This is a genomic window from Microbacterium sp. NPDC064942 (genome assembly GCF_049545525.1).
GTDB classification, from domain to species: domain Bacteria; phylum Actinomycetota; class Actinomycetes; order Actinomycetales; family Microbacteriaceae; genus Microbacterium; species Microbacterium gawkjiense.
In genome coordinates, this window is sequence record NZ_JBMWDR010000007.1 from 152,499 (window position 1) to 175,978 (window position 23,480).

A 23,480-nucleotide genomic window follows, 5' to 3' on the forward strand; every position below is an offset into this window, starting at 1 on the left:
ATGCCTGTTCAGGCATCCGCCCCCTCTTCGTGCGGTCAGTCCTTGTGCCGGGCCTTCCGCGGCGGACGGTCGTCGAAGCTGCGCTTCGGGCGGTCGTCGAACGAGCGCCGATCACCGCCCCGCTGGCCGGGGCGTCCCCTGTCGGGGGCGATGTTGATCAGCTGACCCGAGATGCGCGTGGCGCGCAGGCGGTCGAGGACGCCGTCATCCATGTTCGTCGGGAGCTCGACGAGCGAGAAGTCGGGACGGATCGTGATGGCGCCGAAGTCGTCGCGGCCGAGGCCGCCCTCGTTCGCGAGTGCGCCCACGATCTGCCGGGGCTCGACGCGGTGACGGCGTCCCACGTCGATGCGGTAGGTCGTGAAGTCGCCGCGGCTGCGACGCTCGCGCGTGCCGCCGTCGGCGCGCTCGGGACGCGCGTCCTTGTCGCTGCGGGTGCCGCGCTGCGCGTCGGCCGCGAGCGTCTTCGCGAGCTGGTCGCTCGCGGGGTCGAGCAGCAGCGGTGTCTCGCCCTGCGCCACGACGGCGAGCGCGGCGGCGACATCCTGCTCGGGCACGTCGTGGTTGCGGACGTAGTGCGCGATGACGTCACGGAAGCCGGCGATGCGGTCGGTCTCGCCCAGCGCGGCGGTGATCGCGTCGTCGAAGCGCGCGAGACGGGTCGAGTTGATGTCCTCGGTCGTCGGCAGCTGCATCTGCGTGGGCGCCTGACGCGTCGCTCGCTCGATGTGGGCGAGCAGGTAGCGCTCGCGCGGCGTGACGAAGCTGATCGCGTCTCCGGTGCGGCCGGCGCGACCGGTGCGGCCGATGCGATGCACGTACGACTCGGTGTCGGTCGGGATGTCGAAGTTCACGACGTGGCTGATGCGCTCCACGTCGAGGCCGCGGGCGGCGACGTCGGTCGCGACGAGGATGTCGAGCTTGCCATCCTTCAGCTGCTGGATGCTGCGCTCGCGCTGCGGCTGCGGGATGTCGCCGTTGATGGGGGCGGCGCTGAACCCGCGGGCGCGGAGCTTCTCGGCGAGGGTCTCGGTCTCGTTCTTGGTGCGGACGAAGATGATCATCCCGTCGAAGTCCTCGACCTCGAGGATGCGGGTGAGCGCGTCGACCTTCTGCTGGTACGACACGATCAGATACCGCTGCGTGATGTTCGTGTTGGTGGAGGTCTTGGTCTTGACCGTGATCTCCTCCGGGTCGCGCAGGTACTGCTGCGCGAGACGGCGGATGGATGCCGGCATCGTCGCCGAGAACAGGGCGACCTGCTTCTCGGCGGGGGTCTGCGCGAGGATCTGCTCGACGTCCTCGGCGAAGCCCATCTTCAGCATCTCGTCGGCCTCGTCGAGCACGAGGTTCTTCAGCTGCGAGAGGTCGAGGGTGCCCTTTTCGAGGTGGTCCATGATGCGGCCGGGCGTGCCGACGACGATGTGCACGCCGCGGCGGAGAGCGGACAGCTGCACGCCGTAGCCCTGACCGCCGTAGACGGGGAGGACGTGGACGCCCTTCATGCGCGCGGCGTAGGACTCGAACGCTTCGCACACCTGGAGCGCGAGCTCACGGGTCGGGGCCAGGACGAGTGCCTGCGGCGTCTTCTGCGTCAGGTCGAGGTTCTCCATGATCGGCAGTGCGAACGCGGCGGTCTTGCCGGTGCCGGTCTGGGCCATGCCGACGACGTCGCGGCCGCCGAGAAGGACGGGGATGGTCGCGGCCTGGATCGCGGAGGGCGTCTCGTAGCCGAGGTCTTTGATGGCGGCGAGGACGGGACCGGTGAGGCCCAGCTCGTCGAAGCCGGGGAGGGCGGGGGTGTCTGCGGGCTCGGTCGGGGTCTGGGGGTCACTCACCTATCCACCGTAGTGGAGCCGGGCTGGGAACCATCCGGGCGGGCGTAGGATGAGAGGTCGCGCCTGACGACCGGAACGGACTGCCTCGTGATCGAGATCCTCACCCCCGACCAGATCGACCGCGCCCGCACGACGGGCGGCCTCGTCGGCGACATCCTGCACGGCATCAAGGAGCGCGTGAAGCCGGGCACGAACCTGCTCGAGATCGATGCATGGGCGAAGGACATGATCCTCGGCGCCGGCGCCGAGTCCTGCTACGTCGACTACGCGCCGTCGTTCGGCCGCGGCCCGTTCGGCCATTACATCTGCACCGCCGTCAACGACGCCGTGCTGCACGGCCGTCCGCGGGACCAGCGCGTCGCCGCCGGTGACCTGCTGACGCTGGACCTCGCGATCAAGACGGGCGGGGTCGCCGCCGATGCCGCGATCAGCTTCACCGTCGGCGGCGCGCCCCACGCCGAGAACGATGCCCTCATCCGTGCGACCGAGGAGGCCCTTGCCGCCGGCATCGAAGCCGCCCAGCCGGGCGCGCGCATCGGTGACATCTCCGCCGCGATCGGCGACGTGCTGACCGGCGCCGGCTACCCCGTGAACACCGAGTTCGGCGGGCACGGCATCGGCACGACGATGCACCAGGACCCGCACGTCTCGAACATCGGCCGCGCCGGCCGCGGGTACCGCCTGCGCCCCGGACTCATGCTCGCGATCGAGCCGTGGGTCATGGTCGACACCGACGAGCTGAAGGTCGACGAGGACGGCTGGACGCTGCGCAGCGCGACCGGATGCCGGACCGCCCACACCGAGCACACGGTCGCGATCCTCGAATCCGGCAACGAGATCCTGACGCGCCCGACGCGCTGAACCGGCCGGACAGGGTGCCGGTCGGCATCCCGCGACAACGCGCCCGACGGTACGCTCGGAGGGTGACCGAACACGCTGCCGCCCCCCGCACGCCCGCCGTCTCCACGAAGCTCAGCGCGATCGCCGAGTCCGCGACCCTGAAGGTCGACGCAAAGGCGAAGGCGCTGCAGGCCGCGGGACGACCGGTGGTCTCGTACGCGGCCGGCGAGCCCGACTTCGCGACCCCGCAGTTCGTCGTGGATGCCGCGGCCGAGGCGCTGCGTGACCCCGCCAACTTCCGGTACACCCCCGCGGCCGGTCTGCCCGTGCTGCGCGAGGCGATCGCCGCGAAGACGCTGCGCGACTCGGGGCTGGAGGTCGCCCCGTCGCAGGTGATCGTCACCAACGGCGGCAAGCAGGCCGTCTACCAGGCCTTCCAGGCGGTCGTGAACCCGGGCGACGAGGTGCTGCTGCCCGCGCCGTACTGGACCACCTACCCCGAGGCGATCGCCCTGGCCGACGGTGTGCCCGTCGAGGTGTTCGCCGGCGCCGACCAGGAGTACAAGGTCACCGTCGACCAGCTCGAGGCCGCGCGCACCGACAAGACGACCGCGCTCGTGTTCGTGTCGCCGTCGAACCCGACGGGCGCCGTCTACACCGCCGACGAGACGAAGGCGATCGGCGAGTGGGCCCTCGCCCACGGCATCTGGGTCATCAGCGACGAGATCTACCAGAACCTCGTCTACGAAGGCGCTCGCGCGGTGTCGATCGTGGAGGCCGTGCCCGAGCTCGCCGGCCAGACGATCCTCGTCAACGGCGTCGCGAAGACATACGCCATGACCGGCTGGCGCGTGGGCTGGATGGTGGGCCCCGCCGCCGCGATCAAGGTCGCCGGCAACCTGCAGTCGCACCTCAGCTCGAACGTCAACAACATCGCGCAGCGCGCGGCCCTCGCCGCCCTCACCGGCCCGCAGGACGAGGCCGAGAAGATGCGCCAGGCCTTCGACCGCCGTCGCGGACTGATCGTCTCGGAGCTCGCGAAGATCCCCGGCGTCACGGTCCCGAACCCGCTCGGCGCGTTCTACGTCTACCCGGACGTCACGGGACTGCTGGGGCGCGAGTGGGACGGTGTGCGCATCGACACGTCGCTCGAGCTGGCGGATTACATCCTCGAGCGCGCCGAGGTCGCCGTCGTCCCGGGCGAGGCCTTCGGCCCGTCCGGCTACCTGCGCCTGTCGTACGCCCTCGGTGAGGAGCAGCTGCTCGAGGGAGTCCAGCGCCTGCAGCGCCTCTTCGGCTGACGCGCGCCCGCCGGGCGTCGAGCACCGAGGTCGACGGCTCGGGTCAGAGCTCGACGTCGAAGAGCACCGGCTCGGGCTGCAGCAGCACCCCGAACTCGGACTGCACGCGCTGCTGGATGAGTCGCGCCAGCGCGGCGACCTCCTCTGCGGTCGCGCGTCCGCGGTTCGTGAGGGCGAGCGCGTGCTTCGTCGACAGCGACGCGCGCGAGCCCGGCAGGCGGAAGCCCTTGCGCATCCCCGCCTGCTCGATGAGCCACGCGGCGCTGATCTTCACCGGCGCGGGTCCGTCCGCCCGCGGCGGGATGAACCCGTCGAACCGGTCGAGCGGGATCACCCGGTCGGCCTCGGGCTCGGGCGCCATCGACCAGCGCGGCGCCTCGGGCGGGAGCGTCGCGGCGAACTGCGCCGAGACGATCGGGTTCTGGAAGAACGACCCCGCACTCCAGGTGTCGTGGTCGTCCTCGTCGAGCACCATGCCCTTGCGGGAGCGGATGTCGAGCACCGTCTCGCGGATCCACGCGAGCGAGACCGCGGCATCCGGTTCGAGGCCCAGCGCCGACCGCAGCTGCGCGCCGCGCACGGGGACGTCGCCGTGACCGACCTGCGTGAGCTCCAGCGTGACCGAGAGGATGACGGCGGAGCGCTCGGGGACCGACCCGTAGTGCTTCTTCAGCACCGAGGTGCGGAGCCCCAGTCCCAGATCGGATGCCGGGACCACCGACACCTCGCCGGTCGCCTCGTCGATGAGCTCGACCTCGACGAGCGTCTCGACGATCTCCTGACCGTAGGCGCCGACGTTCTGGATGGGGGCGGCGCCGGTGGTGCCGGGGATCCCCGACATGGCTTCGATGCCGCTGAGTCCTGCGGCCACGGTCTGCGCGACGAGGTCGTCCCAGTTGTGACCGGCCTGCACCTTCAGCCGCACGCGGCCGGGGTGCGGCGACGGCAGGCGCTCGATGCCGCTCGTCCGCACGAGGACGGCGGTGCCGTCGAACTCGTCGTCGCCGAACAGCAGATTCGACCCGCCGCCGACGACGAGCCAGCGGTCGCCGTCGTCCCACACGTCACGGAGGGCGGCGACGAGCTCGTCGGTCGTCGCGGCCTCAATCATGCGGCGCGGCATCCCTCCAACGCGGAGCGTCGTGAGCTGCGACAGCGGGACGGGGGCGATCTCGGGCATCAGGATGCCGCGCGCACGCGCACCTGCGCCTTGCCGAGAACGGTCGTGCCGTCGTGCGAGACGGTCAGGTCGATGCGCACGGCGTCGTCCTCGATCGCGCCGACCTTGGCGACGACGGAGACGTCGGCCCCCGCATCGGTGTCGACGACGACGGGGCGCGTGAAGCGGACGCCGTAGTCGAGGATGCGGCCGGAGTCCCCCAGCCACGACACGATCGTCTCGACGGCGAGGCCCATCGTGAGCATGCCGTGGGCGAGGACGCCCGGCAGCCCCACGCGCTCGGCGACGGCGTCGTTGTAGTGGATCGGGTTGAAGTCCCCCGACGCGCCCGCGTAGCGCACGAGCGCGGCGCGGGTCAGGTGCACGGTGCGCTCGGCGACAACAGCGCCGAGCTCGAAGGCCGGGCCCACGGCGGTCATTCGTCGCCTCCCACCAGCAGGACGGAGGTCGCGGTGACGACGTGGTCACCGGCGGCATCCGTGATCTCGGCCTCACTGGTCACCATCGCACCCTTCCCGAAGGCGCGGATGCCGGTGACCGTCAGGCGTCCCGTCAGCTCGTCACCGGCGACGATGGGCCGCGTGTAGCGGAAGCGCTGCTCGGCGTGCACGACGCGCTCGAGCACGATGCCGGAGTCCGGCTCGCTCAGCAGCTGCTGCAGCGTGGCGTCCTGGATCACCATCGCGAAGGTCGGCGGCGCGACGACGTCGGCGTAGCCGAGGGAACGCGCGACCTCGGGGTCGTCGTGCTGCGGGTCGGTCGCGAACACCGCGCGGGCGAACTCGCGCACCTTCTCGCGGCCGACGAGGTACGGGGCGGTCGGCGGGAAAACACGACCTTGCAACTCGGGATTCACGGGCACCGGTCGATCCTACCGTCCGGGTCCGGCGCCGGCCCGGTTCAGCGGGCGCGGTGGGCCCGCACGGCCTTGATCGACAGCTGCACGGCGATGAAGGTCAGGTAGACCGCGAAGAGGACGTTCGCCGTGAACGGGTCGACGAGGGTCGCAAGCCACGCGCCGAGGGCGGTGGTCGTGCACGCGGCGACACCGATCACGCCGGCGGCGACGAGGTCGACGTTGTGGCGGCGGAGGTTGCCGATCGTGCCCGAGATCGCGGTCGGGATCATCATGAGCAGCGAGGTGCCCTTGGCCACCAGATCGCTCGTGCCGAAGAGGAACATGAGCGCGGGCACGACGATGACGCCTCCGCCCACCCCGAGGAGCCCCGCCATCACGCCGGTGAAGACACCGAGGACGGCCAGGCCCGTTCCCGTGAGCCAGTTCAGCGGCAACTCGGCCTCGCGGGACGGCACGACGATGAAGAGCATCACGATGACGACGACGAGGAAGGCGATGAAGCCCCAGCGGATCGCGTTCTGCGGCAGCCGGGCGAGGAGCCACGTACCGATCTGCGCGCCGACGACCGCGGCGCCGGCGAGGATCAGCGCAGGCACCCAGGCGACGGCCCCGACGGCCGCGTACGACACGACGCCGACCGCGGCGGTGGGCACGATGGCGGCGAGCGAGGTGCCGGCGGCGCGCTTCTGATCGAAGACCAGCAGCGTCAGCAGAAGGGGCACGATGACCGTTCCGCCGCCCACGCCGAACATGCCCGACATGAGCCCGGCGAGCAAGCCGATGCCCAGTGCGCCCAGGTAGTAGCGGGGGGTGCGGGCGACGGGGGGTGTCGTGGTCACGAGGCGGGGTCCGACACGAAACGCATGCCTCGACCCTACTCCCGGCCCGGCGGACGCCCGCGCGGAGCCTCGGCCTACGATCGAAGCATGTCCCCTTCGCTCGTCCTCGTGGCCAATGCCGGTGAATCCTCGATCAGCACGTTCCGTGTGACGGATGCGGGGCTCGAGCGCCTGTCGGTCACGACCGGCACCACCGGATGCTCGAACTTCGCCGTCGACCCCGAGCGCGGCCTCGTCTACGCGTCGGTCAAGGCCGACGACGAGAACGCGGATGCCGGCATCCTCACCCTCTCCCTCGACCGTGAGACGGGCGACCTCACCCCGCTGACCCGCGTGCCGCTGCCCGGCGGCGCGATGAACTACCTCTCGCTCACGCGGGACGGCTCGGTGCTGCTGGGCGCGGCATACTCCGGCGGGTACGGGATCGTCTGCGCCGTCGACGCGTACGGGGTGGTCAGCCCGCCCGCCGCCGAGGTCCGCTTCCCGCGACTGCACTCGGTGATCGCGAGCGGCGACGGCCGCCACACCTACTTCGTCTCGCTCGAGAGCGACCTCATCGCGCAGTTCTCGCTCGGCGACGACCTCGCGCTGACCCCGCTCGACCCGCCGGTGGCCGCAGCTCCGACCGGCAGCGGCCCGCGTCACCTCGCGTTCGGCGACGACGAGCAGACCCTGTACGTTCTGACGGAGTTCACCGGCGAAGTCCTGCGTTACCGGCGCGACCCGGCGGCGGGCACGCTCGAGCTGCTGTCGTCGACGCCCGCCCACGACCCGTCCGAGAAGCTCCGTCACAGCGTCATCGACGAGGACCCCCGCGAGAACCGCTACGTCTGGGGTGCCGACATCCACCTCACCGACGGCGTCGTGTGGGCCTCGGAGCGGACCGCGAGCACGCTGGCGGCCCTGCGCATCGCGCCGGACGGCTCCCTCTCCGAACCGACCGGCTTCGTCGTCACCGAGGACCAGCCGCGCGGCTTCGCCGTCAGCGACGACCGCACACTGCTCGTCGCGGCGGGCGAGCGCTCGACGACCGTCTCGCTCTACCGCGTCGACGGCGCGGACCTGCACCTGCAGGGCCGATACGAGACTGGCCGCGGCGCGAACTGGGTCCGCTTCGCCTGAGCGCGCTCAGCGCAGGAACTGCTCCGGGTCGAACTCGGCGATCGGGATGATGCGCACGCGCGGCAGCTGGGCGTCGAAGGCTCCGGCGTCGTACTCGAGGTCGAAGAAGCGGATGCCGGGGATCTGGGCGAAGCCGGCGTTGCGGAACTCCTCGAAGGCGAGCACGCCGACACGGCGCGAGCCGTCGGCGAGGACGCCGAGGTCGTCGACGAAGTCGCCGTCGTGGCTGACGAGGACGACGTCGTCGCCGTGGTCCTGCAGGGCGCGGAGGGTGCGCTGGATGGCGAGGTCGACGACTTTCTCGTCCGGGTCTCCCGACAGCGGCACGGGCTGGTAGCCGAGGGCGAGGAGCGCCTGCACGAACGACATCGGCAGGTTGATGGACGCGTTGAGGAAGAAGAGCCCGCGGGCATCCTGGTTCCAGCTGTCCGCGACGAACGAGAGGATGCGGTCCCACCGCGGCCGCTCATCGGGCTGCGGACGCCGGCCGAGGATCGATCCGCCCAGGGTGGCGTCGATGTTCTCCCCGTCGACGAGCACCCAGGTCCTGCGATTGCCGGCCATGCCGCCTCCTCCGCGCACCGCCACCAGCGGACCGGTGCGCCCGACTCATCCTAGGCGCCGGCGCCCGCTCACCAGCGGCGGCCGAAGACCCCCGCGAGCACGGCGTGCGCGAGCGGCAGGAGCGACCCCGTCATGAGGACACCGCCGAGCACCGGATCGTCGGGGCGGATCACCGCGCCCCCGACGAGGAGGCCGGCGAACAGCATGCCCGACAGGGTGCGACGGCCGAGTTGCTCGAGCCGCGCGACGCGACGCTCCAGCGCCGGGTCGGGCAGGGTGATGCGATGGTCCTCGACGCGGGTGATCAGGTCGTCGACGCGGCCCGGCAGGCGCGAAGCGGTCGTCAGCGAGGTCACCGCGCGCCGCAGCACGTCGGTCACGGCGTTGCGCCCCTCCTCCCGGACGAGGCGCGACGCATAGGGCTCGACGGCATCCCACAGGTTGAACGCGGGGTCGAGGGCGCTGCAGACACCCGAGGTCAGCGACATGGCGCGCACGATGAGCAGGAAGTTCTCCGGCAACTGGAACGGCAGCGTCCGCACGACGTCCTGGAACTCGATCGCGAACGCGCGGAACTCCCGCGGGTCGACCTCGCGCAGCTCGGCGAAACCCATCCCGCCGAAGCGCGCGAACAGCTGGGTCATGGCGCGCTCGAGCTCGCTCGTGTCGGCGCTCGGCAGCAGGACGCCGACATCGCGGATGCTCTGCACGAGGGCCACGCCGTCGCGCGCGGCGACGGCGATCATGAGGCGGCGGAGACCGGCGCGCAGGCTCGGCGGGACCTCGCCCATCATCCCGAAGTCGATGAACGTGAGCCGCCACGGCGGGGTCGCGGGACCCGCGGCATCCGTCGTCGGCATCGGGGTGACGAAGATGTTGCCCGGATGCGGGTCGGCGTGGAAGAACCCGTGCGTGAACACCTGGTCGAACATGACGGAGGCGAACACCTGCGCCACCTCGGCGGGATCGATGCCGGCGGCCCGGAGCGACTCGTGGTCGGTGATCTTGATGGCCGTGACGTCTTCGAGGGTCAGGGTGCGCCGCGAGGTGCGCTCCCAGACGACGGCGGGGACGCCGACGCGCGGGTCGCCGGCGAAGTCCGCGGCGAACCGCTCGCCGTTCGCGGCCTCGTGCAGGTAGTCGATCTCCTCGAGACTCGTCTCGGCGAACTCTTCGACGAGCTGCGGCGCGTCGACGCGGTCCGACACGATCCGCACGTGGCTCAGCCACCTGCCGACGCGGCGGAGCGCCGCGAGGTCGGTGTCGACGATGTCCTGGATGCCCGGGCGCTGCACCTTCACGACGACGGCGTCCAGCCCGGTCAGGGCTGCGTCCTCCGACGACAGTCGTGCGCGGTGAGCCTGGCCGAGGGATGCCGCGGCCACCGGCGCGGTCTCCATGGCGGCGAACGCGCGGTCGAGGGTGACCCCGAGCTGACCCTCGGCCTCCGCCTTGATGAGCGGGAACGGGACGGCGGGGACCTCGTCCTGCAGACCTTCGAGCTCCTTGGTGATCTCGGGCGGCAGCACGTCGAGGCGCGAGGACATGAACTGCCCGACCTTGATCATGAGACCGCCGAGGTCGATCGCGAGCGCGTGGAAGCGTCGGGCGATCCGCTGCATGCGCGCCGAACGGCCGCGCACGCCGATCCAGCCGAGACCGATCCGGGGAAGGAACAGCTCGAACCACCACGTGACCACGAGGGCCCTCGCGGCGAAACGGAGGATGCGGCGGTAGCGCGCCCGTGCGTCGCGGTCGTCGGGAAGGTCGTCGCCTTCCCGACGCCGTGCTGCCACGCGGGTCAGCCCTGCGCGAGCAGGGCGTAGAGCCGGCGGCGGGCCTCGTCGAGGATCTCGACGGCCTGTGCCACCTGCTCGGGAGAGCCGGAGCGCGCCACCTGCGCGGCGGCCTGGGCGAGCTCGACGCCCGCCTTGGGCAGCGCGGTCGCGCGGTGCGGGTGCTCCTTCTGCGGCGCGGCGGTCTCCCACGGGGCCGATCCCACGGCCTCCTCGGCGACCATCCGGCCGGCGTCCGTCAGCGAGTACGTCTTGCGACCGTTCGCCTCCTCGGCGACGATCAGGCCCTCGTCGGCGAGGAGCTGAAGGGTGGGGTAGACCGAGCCGGCGCTCGGCTTCCACGAGCCGCCGCTGCGCGAGTCGATCTCCTGGATGATCTGGTACCCGTGCATCGGCTTCTCGGCGAGGAGGGCGAGCACGGCGGTGCGGACGTCGCCGCGGCTCATCCGGGGCGATGCGGGACGCTGGTCGAACTGGGTGCGGAACTGTTCGAACGCCTCCATGAGATTCGCGCCGAGGCCGCTGAGGTCGAAGCCCTGGGACCCCGATCCGAAGCCGCGACCGCCGCCGCCGAAGCCGCCCGAACCGAAGCCCTGCGAGCCGAATGAGCTGTTCATGATGTCTCCTCCAGATGGTGACCGATACCCAACGATATATCGCTGACGACAGCCAAGGGGTGGCGTCAGCAACTTCCCAGGGTTTGTGATCAGGCCTTTTTCGGTCACCGTCGATGACCCGACTGTCCAGGTAACGTTCGGGTAACGCCCAGGAATGTGAGACAGAGTGGGCGACTCGTGCCCGCCCGAACGGACACGCGCGCTCCATCGGAGCGTGTTCTCGCTACACGGAACCTTTTCTTCTGCATGCCTACAGACACGCCATCCACCCCCACCCGCCGATCCATCCGCACGACCCGCACCGACGCACGCCGACTCCGGCGCCGTCCGGTCCTCGTCCTCACGACGTTGACCACCGCGTTCGCCATCGCCGCGAGCGCCACCGCCATGGCCCCCGCTCCGGCCACGGCACGTGCCGAATCGACCCCGGCGATCGCGCTGGCCTCGTTCACGAAGGCACTGCCCGACTCGATCACCGCCGGCGTCGCCACCTCGGTCCCCGCCTCGAAGATCCAGTCCACGCTCGACCGCGCCGACGACGCGGTCGCAGCCTCGAAGAAGGTCACCGCGGACATCGCGACCTCGAAGCTGGACGTCGGTACGGACGACACCACGGTCGAGACCGATGACCTCGCTCAGGCCGTCTCGGACCTCGAGAACGTCTCCGCCCTCCCGCTGCTGCTCGACACGCGCGACGCCACCGCCGCCGTCGAAGAGGCGGTCGCCGAGGTGAACGAGCAGACGGGCGCGCTCCAGGGCCGCCTGGACGCCGCCATCCAGAAGGAGAAGGAGCGTCTGGCCGAGGAGAAGCGCAAGGCCGAGGCTGCTGCGAAGGCCGCCGCCGAGAAGAAGGCCGCCGAAGAAGCTGCCGCGGCCGAGGCATCCCGGTCCAGCTCCTCCGGCTCGTCGTCGTCGGGCTCGTCGAGCTCCGCCGGCACGACCAAGCGCGCCGCCTCGGGCACGTCCGCCGGCGCCGCGCAGGCGACCGCGCGCAGCATGCTCGGAAACTACGGCTGGGGCGACGACCAGTTCTCGTGCCTCGTCTCCCTCTGGAACAAGGAGTCGAACTGGAACTACCAGGCCTACAACTCCTCGAGCGGCGCCTACGGCATCCCGCAGGCCCTGCCCGGCAGCAAGATGGGCAGCGCCGGCTCCGACTGGAAGACGAACCCGGCGACGCAGATCGCCTGGGGCCTCGGCTACATCGACGGCCGCTACGGCAGCCCCTGCGGCGCATGGGGCCACTCCCAGTCCAACGGCTGGTACTGACCCCCGCACGCCCCCGGATGCCGCGGGTCCCCGACACGACGTCGGCGGGCCCGCGGCATCCACCGTTTCAGGAGGTGAAGACCGCCTCGGCGACACGGGCGAGGTCGTACAGGTCGGTGACGCCCGCGAGCTCGCGGGCCGAGTGCATCGACAGGATCGGGATGCCGACGTCGACCGTGGCGATGCCCAGTCGCGTCGCCGTGATCGGACCGATGGTCGAGCCGCACGGCACCGCGTTGTTCGAGACGAACTCCTGCGAGCCGACACCGGCGGTCTCGCACCAGCCGTGCCACGCGGCGGCCCCGGCGCCGTCGGTCGCGTAGCGCTGGTTCGCGTTGATCTTGAGGATCGGGCCGGAGCCCAGCCGCGGCTGGACGACGGGGTCGTGCTTCTCGGCGTAGTTGGGGTGCACCGCGTGACCGACATCGCTCGAGACGCACCACGACGACGCGAGGGCGCGCAGCTGCTGCTCGCGGTCGGCGCCGAGGCTCAGCTGGATCCGCTCGAGCACGTCGGCCAGGAAGGGCCCCGCGGCACCCGAGCGGGTGGCGGAGCCGACCTCCTCGTGGTCGAAGACGGCGAGCATCGCGATGCGCTCCCCGTCGAATCCGTTCGCCGCGCGCGCGAGCGCGACGACACCGGCGTGCACCGACGCCAGGTCGTCGAGCCGCCCCGAGGCGAAGAACGCATCGTCCTTGCCGAAGACCGCGCCGCGTGCGGCATCCGCCGTGACCACGTCGTATCCGCGGATGCGGGTCGCGTCGACGCCGGCCTGCGCCGCGAGCTCGCCGAGCAGATCCGACGAGTCGGCGTCACCCAGACCCCAGACCGGCTGGGTCTGCCGTTGCCGGTCGAGGGCGAGCCCCTCGTTGACCTCGCGGTCGAGGTGGATCGCGAGCTGCGGCAGGCGCAGGAGGGGTCCGGTCGCGGCGAGGACGCTCGTGCCGTCGTCGAGCACGAGGCGACCCGCGAGGCGCAGTTCACGGTCGAGCCACGAGTTCAGCAGCGGCCCGCCGTAGACCTCGACGCCGGCCTGCAGCCATCCGTGCGACCCGGTGGTGGGGCGCGGCTTGAGCTTCAGGGCGGGTGAGTCGCTGTGGGCCCCGAAGACGTGGACGCCGGTCGCGGCATCCGCTCTCTCCGGGACGATCCAGGCGAGCACCGCACCGTCGCGGACCACGAGGAACCGGCCACCGGGCTGCGCCGGCCAGGCCTCACGCTCGTCGAGCTCGCGGAAGCCGACCTCGCGCAGTCGACGGGCGACCTCGGCTGCGGCGTGGTAGCTCGACGGCGAGGCGGCGACGAAGTCGGCCAGGTCGGCGGCGTGGTCGAGTGCGGCCGTGCCGGACACGGGCGTGGACATGGGACCTCCAGGAGGGATGCCGGACGGGACCTCTCGATCGTAGACACAGCCGCGCCGCAACCCCGTGGCGGGGCCGGCGCGGGCGGGGTAAACCGGGCGCATGGCGAAGAAGGACGACGCGGTCACGCTCGAGGTCGACGGGCACGTGGTGCGGCTCTCGAGCCCCGACAAGGTGGTGTTCCCCGAGCCGGGGATCACCAAGCGCGACCTCGCCGACTACTACCTCGCCGTCGCCGACGGCGCGATCCGCGGCGTGGCCGACCGCCCGATGGTGCTGAAGCGCTTCGTGAAGGGCATCGGTCAGGAGGCGTTCTTCCAGAAGCGCGTGCCCGAGAACCGGCCGGACTTCGTGTCGTCCGCGACGCTCCGCTACGCCTCGGGGACGAGCGCCGAAGAGGCGGTGATCCGGGATGCCGCGGGCCTGGTCTGGGCGGTGGGGCTCGGATGCCTCGACCTCAACCCGCATCCGGTTCGCGCCGACGACCTCGACCACCCGGACGAGCTCCGCATCGACCTCGACCCGATGCCCGGCGTGGACTGGACGCAGATCGTCGACGTCGCCTTCGTCGCGCGCGACGTGCTCGCCGACGTCGGGCTCGTGGGCTGGCCGAAGACGTCGGGGTCGCGCGGCATCCACATCCTGGTCCGCACCGACCGGGCCCACGACTATCCGCAGATGCGACTGGCCGCGCAGGCGTTCGCGCGCGAGGTCGAGAACCGCGCGCCGGGGCTCGCCACGGCGCACTGGTGGAAGGAGGAACGCGGCGAGAGCGTGTTCGTCGACTTCAACCAGAACGCGAAGGACCGCACGGTCGCCTCGGCCTACTCGGTGCGCCCGCTCCCCGACGCCCGCGTGTCGATGCCGGTCGACTGGGACGACCTGCGCGAGGTCCGCCCCGAGGCGTTCACGGTGCGCACGGTTCCCGCCCTGTTCGCCGAGCGCGGCGACGCGCACGCGGGCATCGACGACGCACCCGGTTCGCTCGACCGGTTGCTCGACCTCGCCGAGCGGCTGGGGCCTGCGGAGAAGGCGCCCCGGGGCGGCGACGGCACCGGGCGCCGCCAGTCGACGATGCCGCTCATCGAGATCTCGCGCGCCGCGACGAAGGACGAGGCCCTCGAAGGTCTCGAGCGGTGGAAGGCGCGGCATCCCGACGTCACCCGCCGCCTCTCCCCCGCCGACGTGCTCGTCGACGGCATGCGCGGATCGAGCTCGCTCTGGTACCGCGTCCGCGTCAACCTGCAGCACGTCCCCGAACCCGAGCGGCCCCCGCAGGAGCCGCTCGAGGTCGACTACGACCCCTGGACGCGCTCCGCCGGCCGCGACTCCTGAGACTCCTCGCGCCGGCGCCCCGAGCCCAGGGCGTAGGTCGCGCCGAGGCCGATCACCAAGAAGCCCGCGGCGGTCAGCGCCGAGGCGCGGGTGCCGTCCGAGAACGCGGTGCGCGCGGCATCCGCGATCTGCGCCTGCGCCGGGTCCGCCTCGAACCCGGCGATCGCGGCGCCGGCCGAATCGACGACGGCCGAGACGACGGTGTCGGCCTGCGCGGCGGGCACGCCGGCGTCGTCGAGGGATGCCGCGAGCACACCTCCGGTCGTCGTGAACAGCACGGTCCCGAGGATCGCGACGCCCAGCGCCGAGCCGACCTGGCGCGCGGTGGACTGCATGCCCGACCCCTGGCCCGACTTCTCGACCGGGACATCCTGCAGGATGACGCCGGTGAGCTGCGCCGTCGCGAGTCCGACGCCGAACCCGTACACGGCGAGCGCCGGAATGAGCCAGCCCCAGGCGGCATCCGGTCCGATGATGAACCCGGCCCACGCGATGCCGACGATCTCGGCCAGGATGCCGACACGCACCACGACGACCGCCGGCACCTTGCCGCTGAACGCGCCCGCGGCCCCACTTGCAACGAACGAGCCGCCCGCCAGAGCGAGCAGGAGGAAGCCCACCTGCAGGGCGTCGAAGCCGAGGACGAACTGCAGCCACAGCGGCAGGGCGAGGATGAGTCCGAACTCGCCGAGCGAGACGACGAGGGCGGCGATGTTGCCGTTCCGGAACGAGGAGATGCTCAGCAGCGAGAAGTCGATGAGCGGGTCCTGGCCGCGGCGGGCGCGGCGCAGGCCCCACCAGACGAAGAGCACGAGCGCGACGAGGGTGACCGCGAAGGCGAACGGGATCGGCGAGATCGTCAACGGCCACTCCCACCCGCCGATCGTCAGGCCGTCCTCCGCCGTCCACCACCCGAACGTGCGCCCCTCGATGAGACCGAAGACGAGCGAGCCGAAGAGGATGACCGACAGGAGCGCCCCGACACCGTCGATGGACCGCTTGCGGCCCTCGCGGGATTCCGCGACGGTCAGCAGGACGCCGATCACGATGATGATCCCCAGCGGCACGTTGATGCCGAACGCCCACCGCCACGAGAACGCCGTCGTCAGCCAGCCGCCGAGCAGCGGCCCGACGGCGGCCATCCCGCCGATCGTGGAGCCCCAGACAGCGAAGGCGATGCCGCGCTCGCGGCCGCGGAAGGTCGAGTTGATGAGCGACAGGGTCGTCGGCAGGATCATGGCGCCGCCGATCCCCTGCACGAAACGGGCGAGGATCAGCAGCTCACCCGTCGGCGCGAAGCTCGCGAGCACCGACGACGCGGCGAAGATCGCGACGCCGAGCAGCATGATCCGCCGTCGCCCGAACCGGTCCGCGAAGGCGCCGAACAACAGCAGCAGCGAGGCGAAGACGAGGGTGTAGACCTCCTGCACCCACTGCACCTCGGTCGAGCTGATCTTCAGCTCTTCGACGATCGAGGGCACCGCGACGTTCACGATCGTCGAGTCGACGATGATGAGCGAGACCGCGACGCTGATGAAGACGAGACCGAACCACCGCCGGGAGTCCCTCGCCATGACATTTACCTCGCTTTTCTAGCAATCCGACAGCGATAGTACTCCTCCGCGACAGAGGGCACCTCGTCAGATGCTGTGGAGTCGGACAGAGCGGATGCCGCCGTCCGCGAGCTCCAGCGTCATGAACGTGTGGTCGGGCTGCCGACGGCGATCCGTCGGTGAGCCGGGGTTGAGCAGCCGCATCCCGCGCGGCGTCGTCGTGTCCCACGGGATGTGACTATGGCCGAAGACCAGGAGGTCGGCATCCGGGTAGGCGACGTCCATCCGTTCCTCGCGACGCTGCTTCTGCCCCGTCTCGTGCACGACCGCGATCCGCACGCCTTCGACCTCGCGGCGCGCGACCTCTGGCAGAACGGCGCGCAGGTCCTCGCCGTCGTTGTTGCCGTAGACCCCGAGGACGTCGCCGTGCTGCCGCAGGTCGTCGAGGACGGATGCCGCGACCCAGTCCCCGGCATGGACGATGAGATCTGCGGCATCCGCTTCTCGCAGTACTGCGTCGGGCAGGCGCCGGGCGCGGCCGGGGATGTGCGTGTCGGAGATCAGGAGCAGCCGGGTGGTCATCGCGGCAGGGTAGCCGAGGCGCCCGGTGGGCGACAGCCCCTGCGGACGGGGGGCGAGGAAGCGCAGAGTGGATGCCCCGGTGCGACCGCCCGGGCACGCGAGGAAGGACCGCGACATGAGCACACCCGAGACCGGCGACAACGACGGCATCCGCCTCGACCCGGCCGATGCGCCGCTCGGCGACACGACCGTCGGCGACACCGCTGCGGCCGACGCGGAGTTCGAGGGGCGCCCCCTCGACGACGCCCCGGCGGAGGACCCCGAAGAGACGTATGCCGCGAGCGACATCCAGCCCGAATCGCAGGGTGAGGACCCCGTGGTCGTCGAACTGGGCGAGGAGGGCGAGGGCGACCTGTCGCCCGAGGACCTCTGACCCGTTCACGAATGCAAGGGATCCGGCCCGACACGCCGACGCCCGCCCCGGCGGAGCAGCGTGTCGCGCCAGATCTGTTGCATCTGCGTACGCGAGGCCGGTCAGGACTCGCGAGGCGGCGTGACCAGCAGCGCGACCAGGCCGAGGCCGGCCGCCACGACGATCGCGACGCGCAGGTCGGTGAGGTCCGCGATCCACCCGATCAGCGGGGATCCGAGCGCCTGACCGATCGCGAGCGCGAGGAAGGCGACGCCGACGCCGGTCGCGGGGCTGTCGACGAAGACGCGGGTGCTCCAGACGAGCAGCACGCCCGTCACCGCGATGTAGACCGCGCCGAAGATCCCGCTCGCGAGGGCCGCGGCCGCGAACGATGACGGGGCGAGAGCGAGGACGGCGGTGGCGACGGATGCCGCGGCCACGAGCGCGCGCCACGCCGCGACGATGCCGACCCGGCCGATGACGCCGCCCGCGAACGCGCCGACGAGCCCGCAGGCGCCGAGGACGATCCACACGATCGCCGCCGACCCCGCGCTCTGACCGCCCACGTCGCGGAGCAGGTCCTGCCCGAACGTCCAGACGGGCCCCGTCCCCGATCCCGACACGGCGGCGGCCAGCGCGAGCGACGTCGCGCCGGCGACGAGCCTCGGACGTCGCCGCTGCGTGCGCGGCCGGGTGGTGCGCTCGGACGGCACGACCACCGCCGCCCACACCGCGGCGGCGGCGCACATGCCGGCGAACACCGCCCACGCGAGACGCCACTGCTCGTCCGCGAACAGCGCGACCGGTCCCGACACGAGCACGCCGAGCCCGGTGCCCGCGTTGACGACGGTCTGCACGCGGTCCCGACGCGCCTCTCGGACGCGGCGAGCGACGACGTGCGCGAGGGGTGGCGAGGCGACGCCGGTGCTGGAGCCGGCGACCGCGACCCCGAGGGCGAGGATACCGGGGTCCGGCGCGGCGGCGATGAGGCCGCATCCGATCGCACCGAGCACGCCCGCGGAGGTCGCGACGAACTGCGCTCCCAGACGAGGGGTCGCCACCGTGGCGTAGAGGATGCCGACCGCGTACGCGGCGTAGCTCGTGGCGGCGATGGCGCCGACCACGGCGCCATCGAGGTCGAAGGCGACGCGGAAGGCGGGCACGAACAAGCCGTACGCGAATCGGGCGAGCCCGTAGCAGACGGCGATCAGCGTGATCCCCGTGGCGGACAGGACCACCGTGCGCCGCGCCGTCAGAGTGTCGTCGGTCACCGGCATCCTCACCTCACAGATCTGTGAAGTAGCCTAGGTGCATGATCAGCACGCCGGAACCCGCTCCCCTCACGCCGGGGGCGACGAAGGTCCTGGATGCCGCGACCCGGCTGTTCTACGCGCGTGGCATCGCGTCGGTCGGCGTCGACACGATCGCGGAGGCCTCGGGGGTGACCAAGCGCACCCTGTACGACCGCTTCGGGTCGAAGGATGCGCTCGTGGTCGCATACCTGCAGCGCCGCGACACCACGTGGTGGGAGCGCTGGGAGGAGCGCATCGCCGCGGCATCCGCTCCCCGCACCCTCACCGTGTTCGACGCGTATGCCGAGGATGCCGATCCGTCAGGTCAGGGATGCGCGTTCCTCAACGCCGCCGCGGAGCTGCCGCCAGGACACCCCGGCTGGGCGGTGATCCGATCGCACAAGACCCGTGTGGCCGGTCGCCTCCGCGAACTCGTCGCGGCCGACCTCGGACGACCGGCACCGGATGTGGCCGAGCACGTCTTCCTGCTCGTCGAGGGCGCGATCGCGCATCAGCGCCTCGACGGGGATTCGCACCGTCTCGGTCGTGCGCAGGAGCTCGCGGCGGCGCTCCTCGCGGGCTGACTCCATGAAACAACAAAACCCCCGGGTGGAGCCGGGGGTTTTGCGTAGCGGGAGCGGGGCTTGAACCCGCGACCTCACGATTATGAGTCGTGCGCTCTCACCAACTGAGCTACCCCGCCACGAGCATCCGAGAGATGCTGCGAGCCCCGAGTCAGGATTGAACTGACGACCCCTTCCTTACCATGGAAGTGCTCTGCCACTGAGCTATCGGGGCGTGCTGCCCGCACGCGGGCAACTAGAAGAGGATACCAGAGTCGCGGCATCCCCGATGTCACGGGTCAGCCCTCCGTGTGCTCCTCCAGCCACGGCATGGGGTCGATCCGGGTGGTGCCGCCGAGCAGCACCTCGAGGTGCAGGTGGGCACCCGTCGACTTGCCCGTGCTCCCCACCCGCCCGATAACGTCACCGGCGTCGACCGTCTCGCCGGGCGAGACCCGCAGCGATCCGTACTGCATGTGGCCGTACCGGGTCGAGACGAGCTTGCCGTCGATGATGTGGTCGATGACGACGGTGACGCCGTAGTCGCCGCCGGCCTCGGTCGCGATGCGGACGGTGCCCGCGGCGACGGCGTGGACTTCGGCGCCGGCGCCCGGCGTGAGGTCCGTGCCGCGGTGCGGGCGCGAGAACTTCGACAGGTACGACGTCGAACCGAACTGCGCCGAGATCGGCACACCCACCGGGAACGGCCACTGCACGGCGGCCGTCTCGTCGTTCACCCACGTGCCGGCGAACTGCGTCACACCGGACTGGGCGGCCACGTCGGCCATGGACTCGATGTCGTACTCCCCCGACCGGGCGAGCGTCGTCTCACCGGCGTCTGAGCCGGCGACGTACGCCTGGATCTCGGGGGCGTCGGCGTCCGTGGCCTGGGCGGCGAGCGAGATGTCGCCGCTCACGTCCTGACCGAACGCACCGACGGCGGTGACGGGAGTGGTCGTCCCGATGGCGAGGAGACCGACGACACCCACGACGCTGATCGAGAAGGATGCCGCAGCAGCCCGCTTCAGCAGCACGCGACCACGTCGCGGGCGGCGCGGCTGCTCGGCCATGCGGACGCGGGTCGTGCGCCGTGCGTGCTCCTCGGCGTCGACGGCGGCCCGGGCGACCTGGACGGGCGTCTCACCGGTGAAGGAGAACACCTTCGCCGCCAACTCGAACTCGTCGACGGCGGGGCCCGCATCCTGCGGCGAGGTGTGGGTCGAGGACGCCGACGGCAGGACGATCGTCTCGTCGAGGAACTGGGGCACCCGCGGAGCTTCGGGGACGGGCGAAACGACCGTCGCCGTCCGCGGGGTGCGCGTACGGCGACGAAGAGGAAGGGTGGCGGCGGAGGTATCCGAGAGCGCCTCGGCGAGGGTCTCAGCGACGACCGACTCGACGATCGAGGGGGACGCGGACTCGCGGCTCGCGGATTCCGACTCGGCGACGGTGGACTCCGCCGACGCGGCGGCACGGTCGCGACGACGGCGCAGCGCCGGGGTCTCGCTCGCCTGGACCATTGCGATGACCTCGCCCATCGCCGCGACAGCCTGCGCCGCGGCGACCTCGGCCTCGCTCGCAGCCGGAGCGGCGGCGGCGCGGCGCCGAAGCTCCGCACGGGTCAGCGGCGTGGCGCCGGACACAGGGGAATGCCGGTCGCGATGCGTTGCGGGCGCGTCGGTGGGGGAGTTCTCGAAAGTCAAACGTGCGGGCTCTCGGGTAGAGCGGCGGGGGCCGCGGGCTGCAAGGTCAGAATCCTCCGCTCGGGCAGCGAAGGTAACGATCAGATAAACACGCTACACGACGGGGCTGAGAATGGCATGTCCGTTCACAACCCGATCGCAGCGACGATCCTGTGGAGGAGGTCCGGTCCGGCGGCGACCGTCATCTCGCGGCCGGGGAATCCGTCCGGCGCACCGGTTACGAGGCCGCCCGCCTCGGTCACCAGCAGCGCACCCGCGGCGTGGTCCCACGGATGCAGACCGCGCTCGAAATAGCCGTCCAGGCGCCCCGCCGCGACGTACGCGAGGTCGAGCGAGGCCGCGCCGGCACGGCGGAGGTCCCGCACGAGCGGCATGACCGCCGCGACGCGGGCGAGGTCGCCCTCGTGGTGCTTCGGGTCGTACCCGAATCCGGTCGCCACCAGCCCGCCGGCTTCGCCGACCTGCGACACCGCGAGGCGCTGCTCGCCCCGCCAGGCGCCGCCGCCGCGGACGGCGTGGAACGTCTCCCCCACCGCCGGGTTGTGCACGACGCCCGCGAGCGCCGTCCAGGTGGGCGGTGTCGGCTCACCGGAGACCGCGGCGATGCTGACGGCGTAGTGCGGCATCCCATAGGCGTAGTTCACCGTGCCGTCGATCGGGTCGACCACCCACGTGATGTCGGAGGTGCCCCGCTCGGCACCGGACTCCTCGCCGAGGAAGCCGTCGTCCGGGCGCTCGGCGGCGAGCCGCGCACGGATGAGCGCCTCGACCTCGCGGTCGGCCTCGGTCACGATGTCGGCGATCGCGGACTTCGTCGCGGCGATGGCCACACCTTCCTCGCGGCGCTGCCGGGCGAGGGCGCCGGCTTCGCGGGCGATGTCGAGGGCGAGGTCGGCGAGCGCAGCGGCATCCATCCCTCCACGCTACGCCGCTAGGTTGGGCACTATGAGCGCCAGCCGCGACGTCGTCATCATCGGCGGAGGCCACAACGCCCTCGTCGCCGCCGCGTACCTCGCCCGAGCAGGACGAACCGTCACGGTGCTGGAGCGACAGGACCACGTCGGCGGCGCCGCCGTGTCGGAACGGCCGTGGGCGGGCGTCGACGCGCGCCTCTCGCGCTACTCGTACCTCGTGAGCCTGCTCCCCCGCACCGTCATCGACGACCTGGGGCTGCGCATCCGCCTCGAACGCCGCCGCTACTCGTCGTACACGCCCCTGCCGGACGACCCGAGCCGCGGCATCCTCATCGACAACGCGGATGCCGCGGCCACCGCCGCGAGCTTCGCGCGGGCCACCGGCGACGCCGACGAAGCGGGCCGGTTCGCGCGCTTCTCGGAGCGTCTCGCCCCGCTCGGCGCGGCGCTGTTCCCCACCGTGACCGCGCCGCTGCAGCGGGAACGCGACGCCCGCGCGGCCGTCGGCGACGACGCCCTGTGGGAGGCCGTGACCGCCCGTCCGCTCGCGGAGTTCCTGCGCGACGGCCTGCAGACCGACGTCGCCCGCGGTATCGCCTTCACCGACGGACTGATCGGCACATTCGCGCGCTCGGACGACACGTCCCTGCGCCAGAACCGGTGTTTCCTGTACCACGTCATCGGCGGCGGGACCGGGGACTGGGACGTCCCGGTCGGCGGCATGGGTGCGGTCAGCGGCGAGCTCGAGCGGGCCGCACGCGCTGCCGGTGCCGAGATCCGCACCGGCGTCGAGGTCATCGCGGCGTCGCCGGACGGCGAGGTCGTCCTCGCCGACGGCGAGCGGCTCGGTGCCCGCGTGCTCCTCAGCGGCGTCGGTGCGGCGGTCCTCGACCGCCTCCTCCGCGCGGGCGGCGCCGCGGGAACGGGAGCCCCGACGCCCGAGGGCGCGCAGATCAAGGTCAACATGCTCCTCTCGCGACTCCCGCGTCTGCGCGACACGGCGGTGGACCCGCGCGCCGCGTTCGCGGGGACGTTCCACATCAACGAGACGCTGTCGCAGCTGGATGCCGCCTACGACCGGGCGGCGGAGGGCGGCATCCCGGATCCGCTGCCGGCCGAGATCTACTGCCACTCCCTGACCGACCCGTCGATCCTCGGGCCGGAGCTGCGGGCCTCGGGTGCGCAGACGCTGACCCTGTTCGGACTGCAGGTGCCGCACCGGCTCGTCGCGGAGGGCGCCGTCGACCGGGACGCCCTGTGGGCCGCCGCGCAGCGTTCGCTCGACGCGGTGCTCGCCGAACCGATCGTCGACGTGCTGTACCGCGCACCGGACGGCTCGCCGTGCGTGGAGGCGCGGACGACGGCCGACCTCGAGCGGGATCTCGGGATGCTGGGCGGCGACATCTTCCACGGCGACCTGTCGTGGCCGTGGGCCGCGGACGACGAACCGCTCGAGACCCCCGCGGATCGGTGGGGGGTCTCGAGCGGTGTCGAGGGTGTTCTGCTGTGCGGGTCGAGCGCCCGGCGCGGCGGCGCCGTCAGCGGGATCGGCGGCCACAACGCCGCGATGGCGGCCCTGGAGATGCTGTCGCGCTGAGGC

Annotated in this window: 22 protein-coding genes and 2 tRNA genes; 8 read left to right on the forward strand and 16 right to left on the reverse strand. The window is 71.8% G+C overall.

Translation table 11 applies throughout. The features are described 5' to 3' along the window. Window positions 1-35: 35 nt before the first annotated feature. The gene (locus ACPEH2_RS12535; RefSeq protein ID WP_423718843.1) at window positions 36-1,838 is read right to left on the reverse strand and encodes a DEAD/DEAH box helicase; all 1,803 of its coding nucleotides are present in this window, start codon (window positions 1,836-1,838) and stop codon (window positions 36-38) included. A gap of 87 nt (window positions 1,839-1,925) precedes the next feature. Here ACPEH2_RS12535 and map point away from each other — a divergent pair, with 87 nt between their 5' ends. Next, on the forward strand, window positions 1,926-2,699 hold the full coding sequence (gene map / locus ACPEH2_RS12540) for a type I methionyl aminopeptidase (RefSeq protein ID WP_217530757.1): 774 nt from the start codon (window positions 1,926-1,928) through the stop codon (window positions 2,697-2,699). Between the two features lie 62 nt (window positions 2,700-2,761). Further along, window positions 2,762-3,979: a pyridoxal phosphate-dependent aminotransferase gene (locus ACPEH2_RS12545; RefSeq protein WP_311285420.1), complete on the forward strand. Its 1,218-nt coding sequence runs from the start codon at window positions 2,762-2,764 to the stop codon at window positions 3,977-3,979. Between the two features lie 43 nt (window positions 3,980-4,022). Here ACPEH2_RS12545 and ACPEH2_RS12550 read toward each other — a convergent pair whose 3' ends face one another. Genes ACPEH2_RS12550 through ACPEH2_RS12565 form a run of 4 tightly spaced genes read right to left on the reverse strand, consistent with a single transcriptional unit; the run spans window position 4,023 to window position 6,857 of the window. After that, window positions 4,023-5,159, reverse strand: a complete 1,137-nt coding sequence (locus ACPEH2_RS12550; RefSeq protein ID WP_359919555.1) for a UDP-N-acetylmuramate dehydrogenase — start codon at window positions 5,157-5,159, stop codon at window positions 4,023-4,025. After that, window positions 5,159-5,578, reverse strand: coding sequence for a MaoC/PaaZ C-terminal domain-containing protein (locus tag ACPEH2_RS12555; RefSeq protein WP_217530752.1), 420 nt, complete (start codon window positions 5,576-5,578; stop codon window positions 5,159-5,161). Before ACPEH2_RS12555 ends, ACPEH2_RS12550 begins: the two co-directional genes overlap by 1 nt. Continuing rightward, entirely contained in the window at window positions 5,575-6,021 is a 447-nt protein-coding gene (locus ACPEH2_RS12560) for an FAS1-like dehydratase domain-containing protein (protein WP_217530750.1), read from the reverse strand. The genes ACPEH2_RS12555 and ACPEH2_RS12560 overlap by 4 nt, the downstream gene beginning before the upstream one ends. Before the next feature lie 38 nt (window positions 6,022-6,059). Then, window positions 6,060-6,857, reverse strand: a complete 798-nt coding sequence (locus tag ACPEH2_RS12565; protein WP_217530748.1) for a sulfite exporter TauE/SafE family protein — start codon at window positions 6,855-6,857, stop codon at window positions 6,060-6,062. A gap of 87 nt (window positions 6,858-6,944) precedes the next feature. Between ACPEH2_RS12565 and ACPEH2_RS12570 the strand changes: the two genes are divergently transcribed. Beyond that, entirely contained in the window at window positions 6,945-7,979 is a 1,035-nt protein-coding gene (locus tag ACPEH2_RS12570) for a lactonase family protein (protein WP_217530746.1), read from the forward strand. A 6-nt stretch (window positions 7,980-7,985) separates the two neighbouring features. Here the strand turns inward: ACPEH2_RS12570 and ACPEH2_RS12575 are convergent, their stop codons facing one another. From ACPEH2_RS12575 to ACPEH2_RS12585, 3 genes are all read right to left on the reverse strand, one after another. Next, the gene (locus ACPEH2_RS12575; protein ID WP_064002956.1) at window positions 7,986-8,543 is read right to left on the reverse strand and encodes an NYN domain-containing protein; all 558 of its coding nucleotides are present in this window, start codon (window positions 8,541-8,543) and stop codon (window positions 7,986-7,988) included. A 68-nt stretch (window positions 8,544-8,611) separates the two neighbouring features. After that, window positions 8,612-10,339, reverse strand: coding sequence for an ABC1 kinase family protein (locus tag ACPEH2_RS12580; protein WP_359919558.1), 1,728 nt, complete (start codon window positions 10,337-10,339; stop codon window positions 8,612-8,614). A 5-nt stretch (window positions 10,340-10,344) separates the two neighbouring features. Then, complete coding sequence (locus ACPEH2_RS12585) at window positions 10,345-10,956, reverse strand: PadR family transcriptional regulator (protein ID WP_064002954.1); 612 nt, start codon at window positions 10,954-10,956, stop codon at window positions 10,345-10,347. Between the two features lie 246 nt (window positions 10,957-11,202). Here ACPEH2_RS12585 and ACPEH2_RS12590 point away from each other — a divergent pair, with 246 nt between their 5' ends. Beyond that, entirely contained in the window at window positions 11,203-12,225 is a 1,023-nt protein-coding gene (locus ACPEH2_RS12590) for a hypothetical protein (protein ID WP_217530740.1), read from the forward strand. Window positions 12,226-12,292: 67 nt separating this feature from the next. On the opposite strand, the gene ACPEH2_RS12595 is transcribed toward ACPEH2_RS12590, so the two are convergent. Beyond that, the gene (locus ACPEH2_RS12595; RefSeq protein WP_359919560.1) at window positions 12,293-13,588 is read right to left on the reverse strand and encodes a M18 family aminopeptidase; all 1,296 of its coding nucleotides are present in this window, start codon (window positions 13,586-13,588) and stop codon (window positions 12,293-12,295) included. 100 nt (window positions 13,589-13,688) lie between these two features. Here ACPEH2_RS12595 and ligD point away from each other — a divergent pair, with 100 nt between their 5' ends. Continuing rightward, on the forward strand, window positions 13,689-14,921 hold the full coding sequence (gene ligD / locus ACPEH2_RS12600) for a non-homologous end-joining DNA ligase (RefSeq protein ID WP_359919561.1): 1,233 nt from the start codon (window positions 13,689-13,691) through the stop codon (window positions 14,919-14,921). Here the strand turns inward: ligD and ACPEH2_RS12605 are convergent. Next, the gene (locus tag ACPEH2_RS12605) at window positions 14,882-16,495 is read right to left on the reverse strand and encodes a DHA2 family efflux MFS transporter permease subunit (protein ID WP_359919563.1); all 1,614 of its coding nucleotides are present in this window, start codon (window positions 16,493-16,495) and stop codon (window positions 14,882-14,884) included. The two genes, ligD and ACPEH2_RS12605, sit on opposite strands and share 40 nt — an antisense overlap. A 66-nt stretch (window positions 16,496-16,561) precedes the next feature. Beyond that, the gene (locus ACPEH2_RS12610) at window positions 16,562-17,056 is read right to left on the reverse strand and encodes a metallophosphoesterase family protein (protein ID WP_359919613.1); all 495 of its coding nucleotides are present in this window, start codon (window positions 17,054-17,056) and stop codon (window positions 16,562-16,564) included. Between the two features lie 115 nt (window positions 17,057-17,171). Between ACPEH2_RS12610 and ACPEH2_RS12615 the strand changes: the two genes are divergently transcribed. Then, entirely contained in the window at window positions 17,172-17,429 is a 258-nt protein-coding gene (locus tag ACPEH2_RS12615; RefSeq protein ID WP_217530731.1) for a hypothetical protein, read from the forward strand. 101 nt (window positions 17,430-17,530) lie between these two features. Here the strand turns inward: ACPEH2_RS12615 and ACPEH2_RS12620 are convergent, their stop codons facing one another. Further along, on the reverse strand, window positions 17,531-18,685 hold the full coding sequence (locus ACPEH2_RS12620; protein ID WP_423718844.1) for an MFS transporter: 1,155 nt from the start codon (window positions 18,683-18,685) through the stop codon (window positions 17,531-17,533). 35 nt (window positions 18,686-18,720) lie between these two features. Between ACPEH2_RS12620 and ACPEH2_RS12625 the strand changes: the two genes are divergently transcribed. Next, entirely contained in the window at window positions 18,721-19,284 is a 564-nt protein-coding gene (locus ACPEH2_RS12625; protein WP_359919567.1) for a TetR/AcrR family transcriptional regulator, read from the forward strand. A 45-nt stretch (window positions 19,285-19,329) separates the two neighbouring features. Here the strand turns inward: ACPEH2_RS12625 and ACPEH2_RS12630 are convergent. The 4 genes from ACPEH2_RS12630 to ACPEH2_RS12645 all read right to left on the reverse strand — a co-directional run bounded on the left by ACPEH2_RS12630 (window position 19,330) and on the right by ACPEH2_RS12645 (window position 21,880). Next, a tRNA-Met gene (locus ACPEH2_RS12630) sits at window positions 19,330-19,403 on the reverse strand. A gap of 23 nt (window positions 19,404-19,426) precedes the next feature. Next, window positions 19,427-19,498, reverse strand: a tRNA-Thr gene (locus ACPEH2_RS12635). Between the two features lie 64 nt (window positions 19,499-19,562). Further along, a complete protein-coding gene (locus ACPEH2_RS12640; RefSeq protein ID WP_359919569.1) occupies window positions 19,563-20,906 on the reverse strand; it encodes a M23 family metallopeptidase in 1,344 nt (447 codons plus the stop codon). Between the two features lie 185 nt (window positions 20,907-21,091). Next, window positions 21,092-21,880: an inositol monophosphatase family protein gene (locus ACPEH2_RS12645; protein WP_253035627.1), complete on the reverse strand. Its 789-nt coding sequence runs from the start codon at window positions 21,878-21,880 to the stop codon at window positions 21,092-21,094. Window positions 21,881-21,911: 31 nt separating this feature from the next. Here ACPEH2_RS12645 and ACPEH2_RS12650 point away from each other — a divergent pair, with 31 nt between their 5' ends. Next, the gene (locus ACPEH2_RS12650; protein WP_359919570.1) at window positions 21,912-23,477 is read left to right on the forward strand and encodes a phytoene desaturase family protein; all 1,566 of its coding nucleotides are present in this window, start codon (window positions 21,912-21,914) and stop codon (window positions 23,475-23,477) included. Window positions 23,478-23,480 lie beyond the last annotated feature (3 nt).

Coding starts and splice junctions, on each gene's coding strand:
- ACPEH2_RS12550 (WP_359919555.1), bottom strand. CDS start 5,159: ATGCCCGAGATCGCCCCCGTCCCGCTGTCGCAGCTCACGACGCTCCGC.
- ACPEH2_RS12555 (WP_217530752.1), bottom strand. CDS start 5,578: ATGACCGCCGTGGGCCCGGCCTTCGAGCTCGGCGCTGTTGTCGCCGAG.
- ACPEH2_RS12570 (WP_217530746.1), top strand. CDS start 6,945: ATGTCCCCTTCGCTCGTCCTCGTGGCCAATGCCGGTGAATCCTCGATC.
- ACPEH2_RS12575 (WP_064002956.1), bottom strand. CDS start 8,543: ATGGCCGGCAATCGCAGGACCTGGGTGCTCGTCGACGGGGAGAACATC.
- ACPEH2_RS12585 (WP_064002954.1), bottom strand. CDS start 10,956: ATGAACAGCTCATTCGGCTCGCAGGGCTTCGGTTCGGGCGGCTTCGGC.
- ACPEH2_RS12590 (WP_217530740.1), top strand. CDS start 11,203: ATGCCTACAGACACGCCATCCACCCCCACCCGCCGATCCATCCGCACG.
- ACPEH2_RS12595 (WP_359919560.1), bottom strand. CDS start 13,588: ATGTCCACGCCCGTGTCCGGCACGGCCGCACTCGACCACGCCGCCGAC.
- ligD (WP_359919561.1), top strand. CDS start 13,689: ATGGCGAAGAAGGACGACGCGGTCACGCTCGAGGTCGACGGGCACGTG.
- ACPEH2_RS12605 (WP_359919563.1), bottom strand. CDS start 16,495: ATGGCGAGGGACTCCCGGCGGTGGTTCGGTCTCGTCTTCATCAGCGTC.
- ACPEH2_RS12610 (WP_359919613.1), bottom strand. CDS start 17,056: ATGACCACCCGGCTGCTCCTGATCTCCGACACGCACATCCCCGGCCGC.
- ACPEH2_RS12615 (WP_217530731.1), top strand. CDS start 17,172: ATGAGCACACCCGAGACCGGCGACAACGACGGCATCCGCCTCGACCCG.
- ACPEH2_RS12620 (WP_423718844.1), bottom strand. CDS start 18,685: ATGCCGGTGACCGACGACACTCTGACGGCGCGGCGCACGGTGGTCCTG.
- ACPEH2_RS12625 (WP_359919567.1), top strand. CDS start 18,721: ATGATCAGCACGCCGGAACCCGCTCCCCTCACGCCGGGGGCGACGAAG.
- ACPEH2_RS12645 (WP_253035627.1), bottom strand. CDS start 21,880: ATGGATGCCGCTGCGCTCGCCGACCTCGCCCTCGACATCGCCCGCGAA.
- ACPEH2_RS12650 (WP_359919570.1), top strand. CDS start 21,912: ATGAGCGCCAGCCGCGACGTCGTCATCATCGGCGGAGGCCACAACGCC.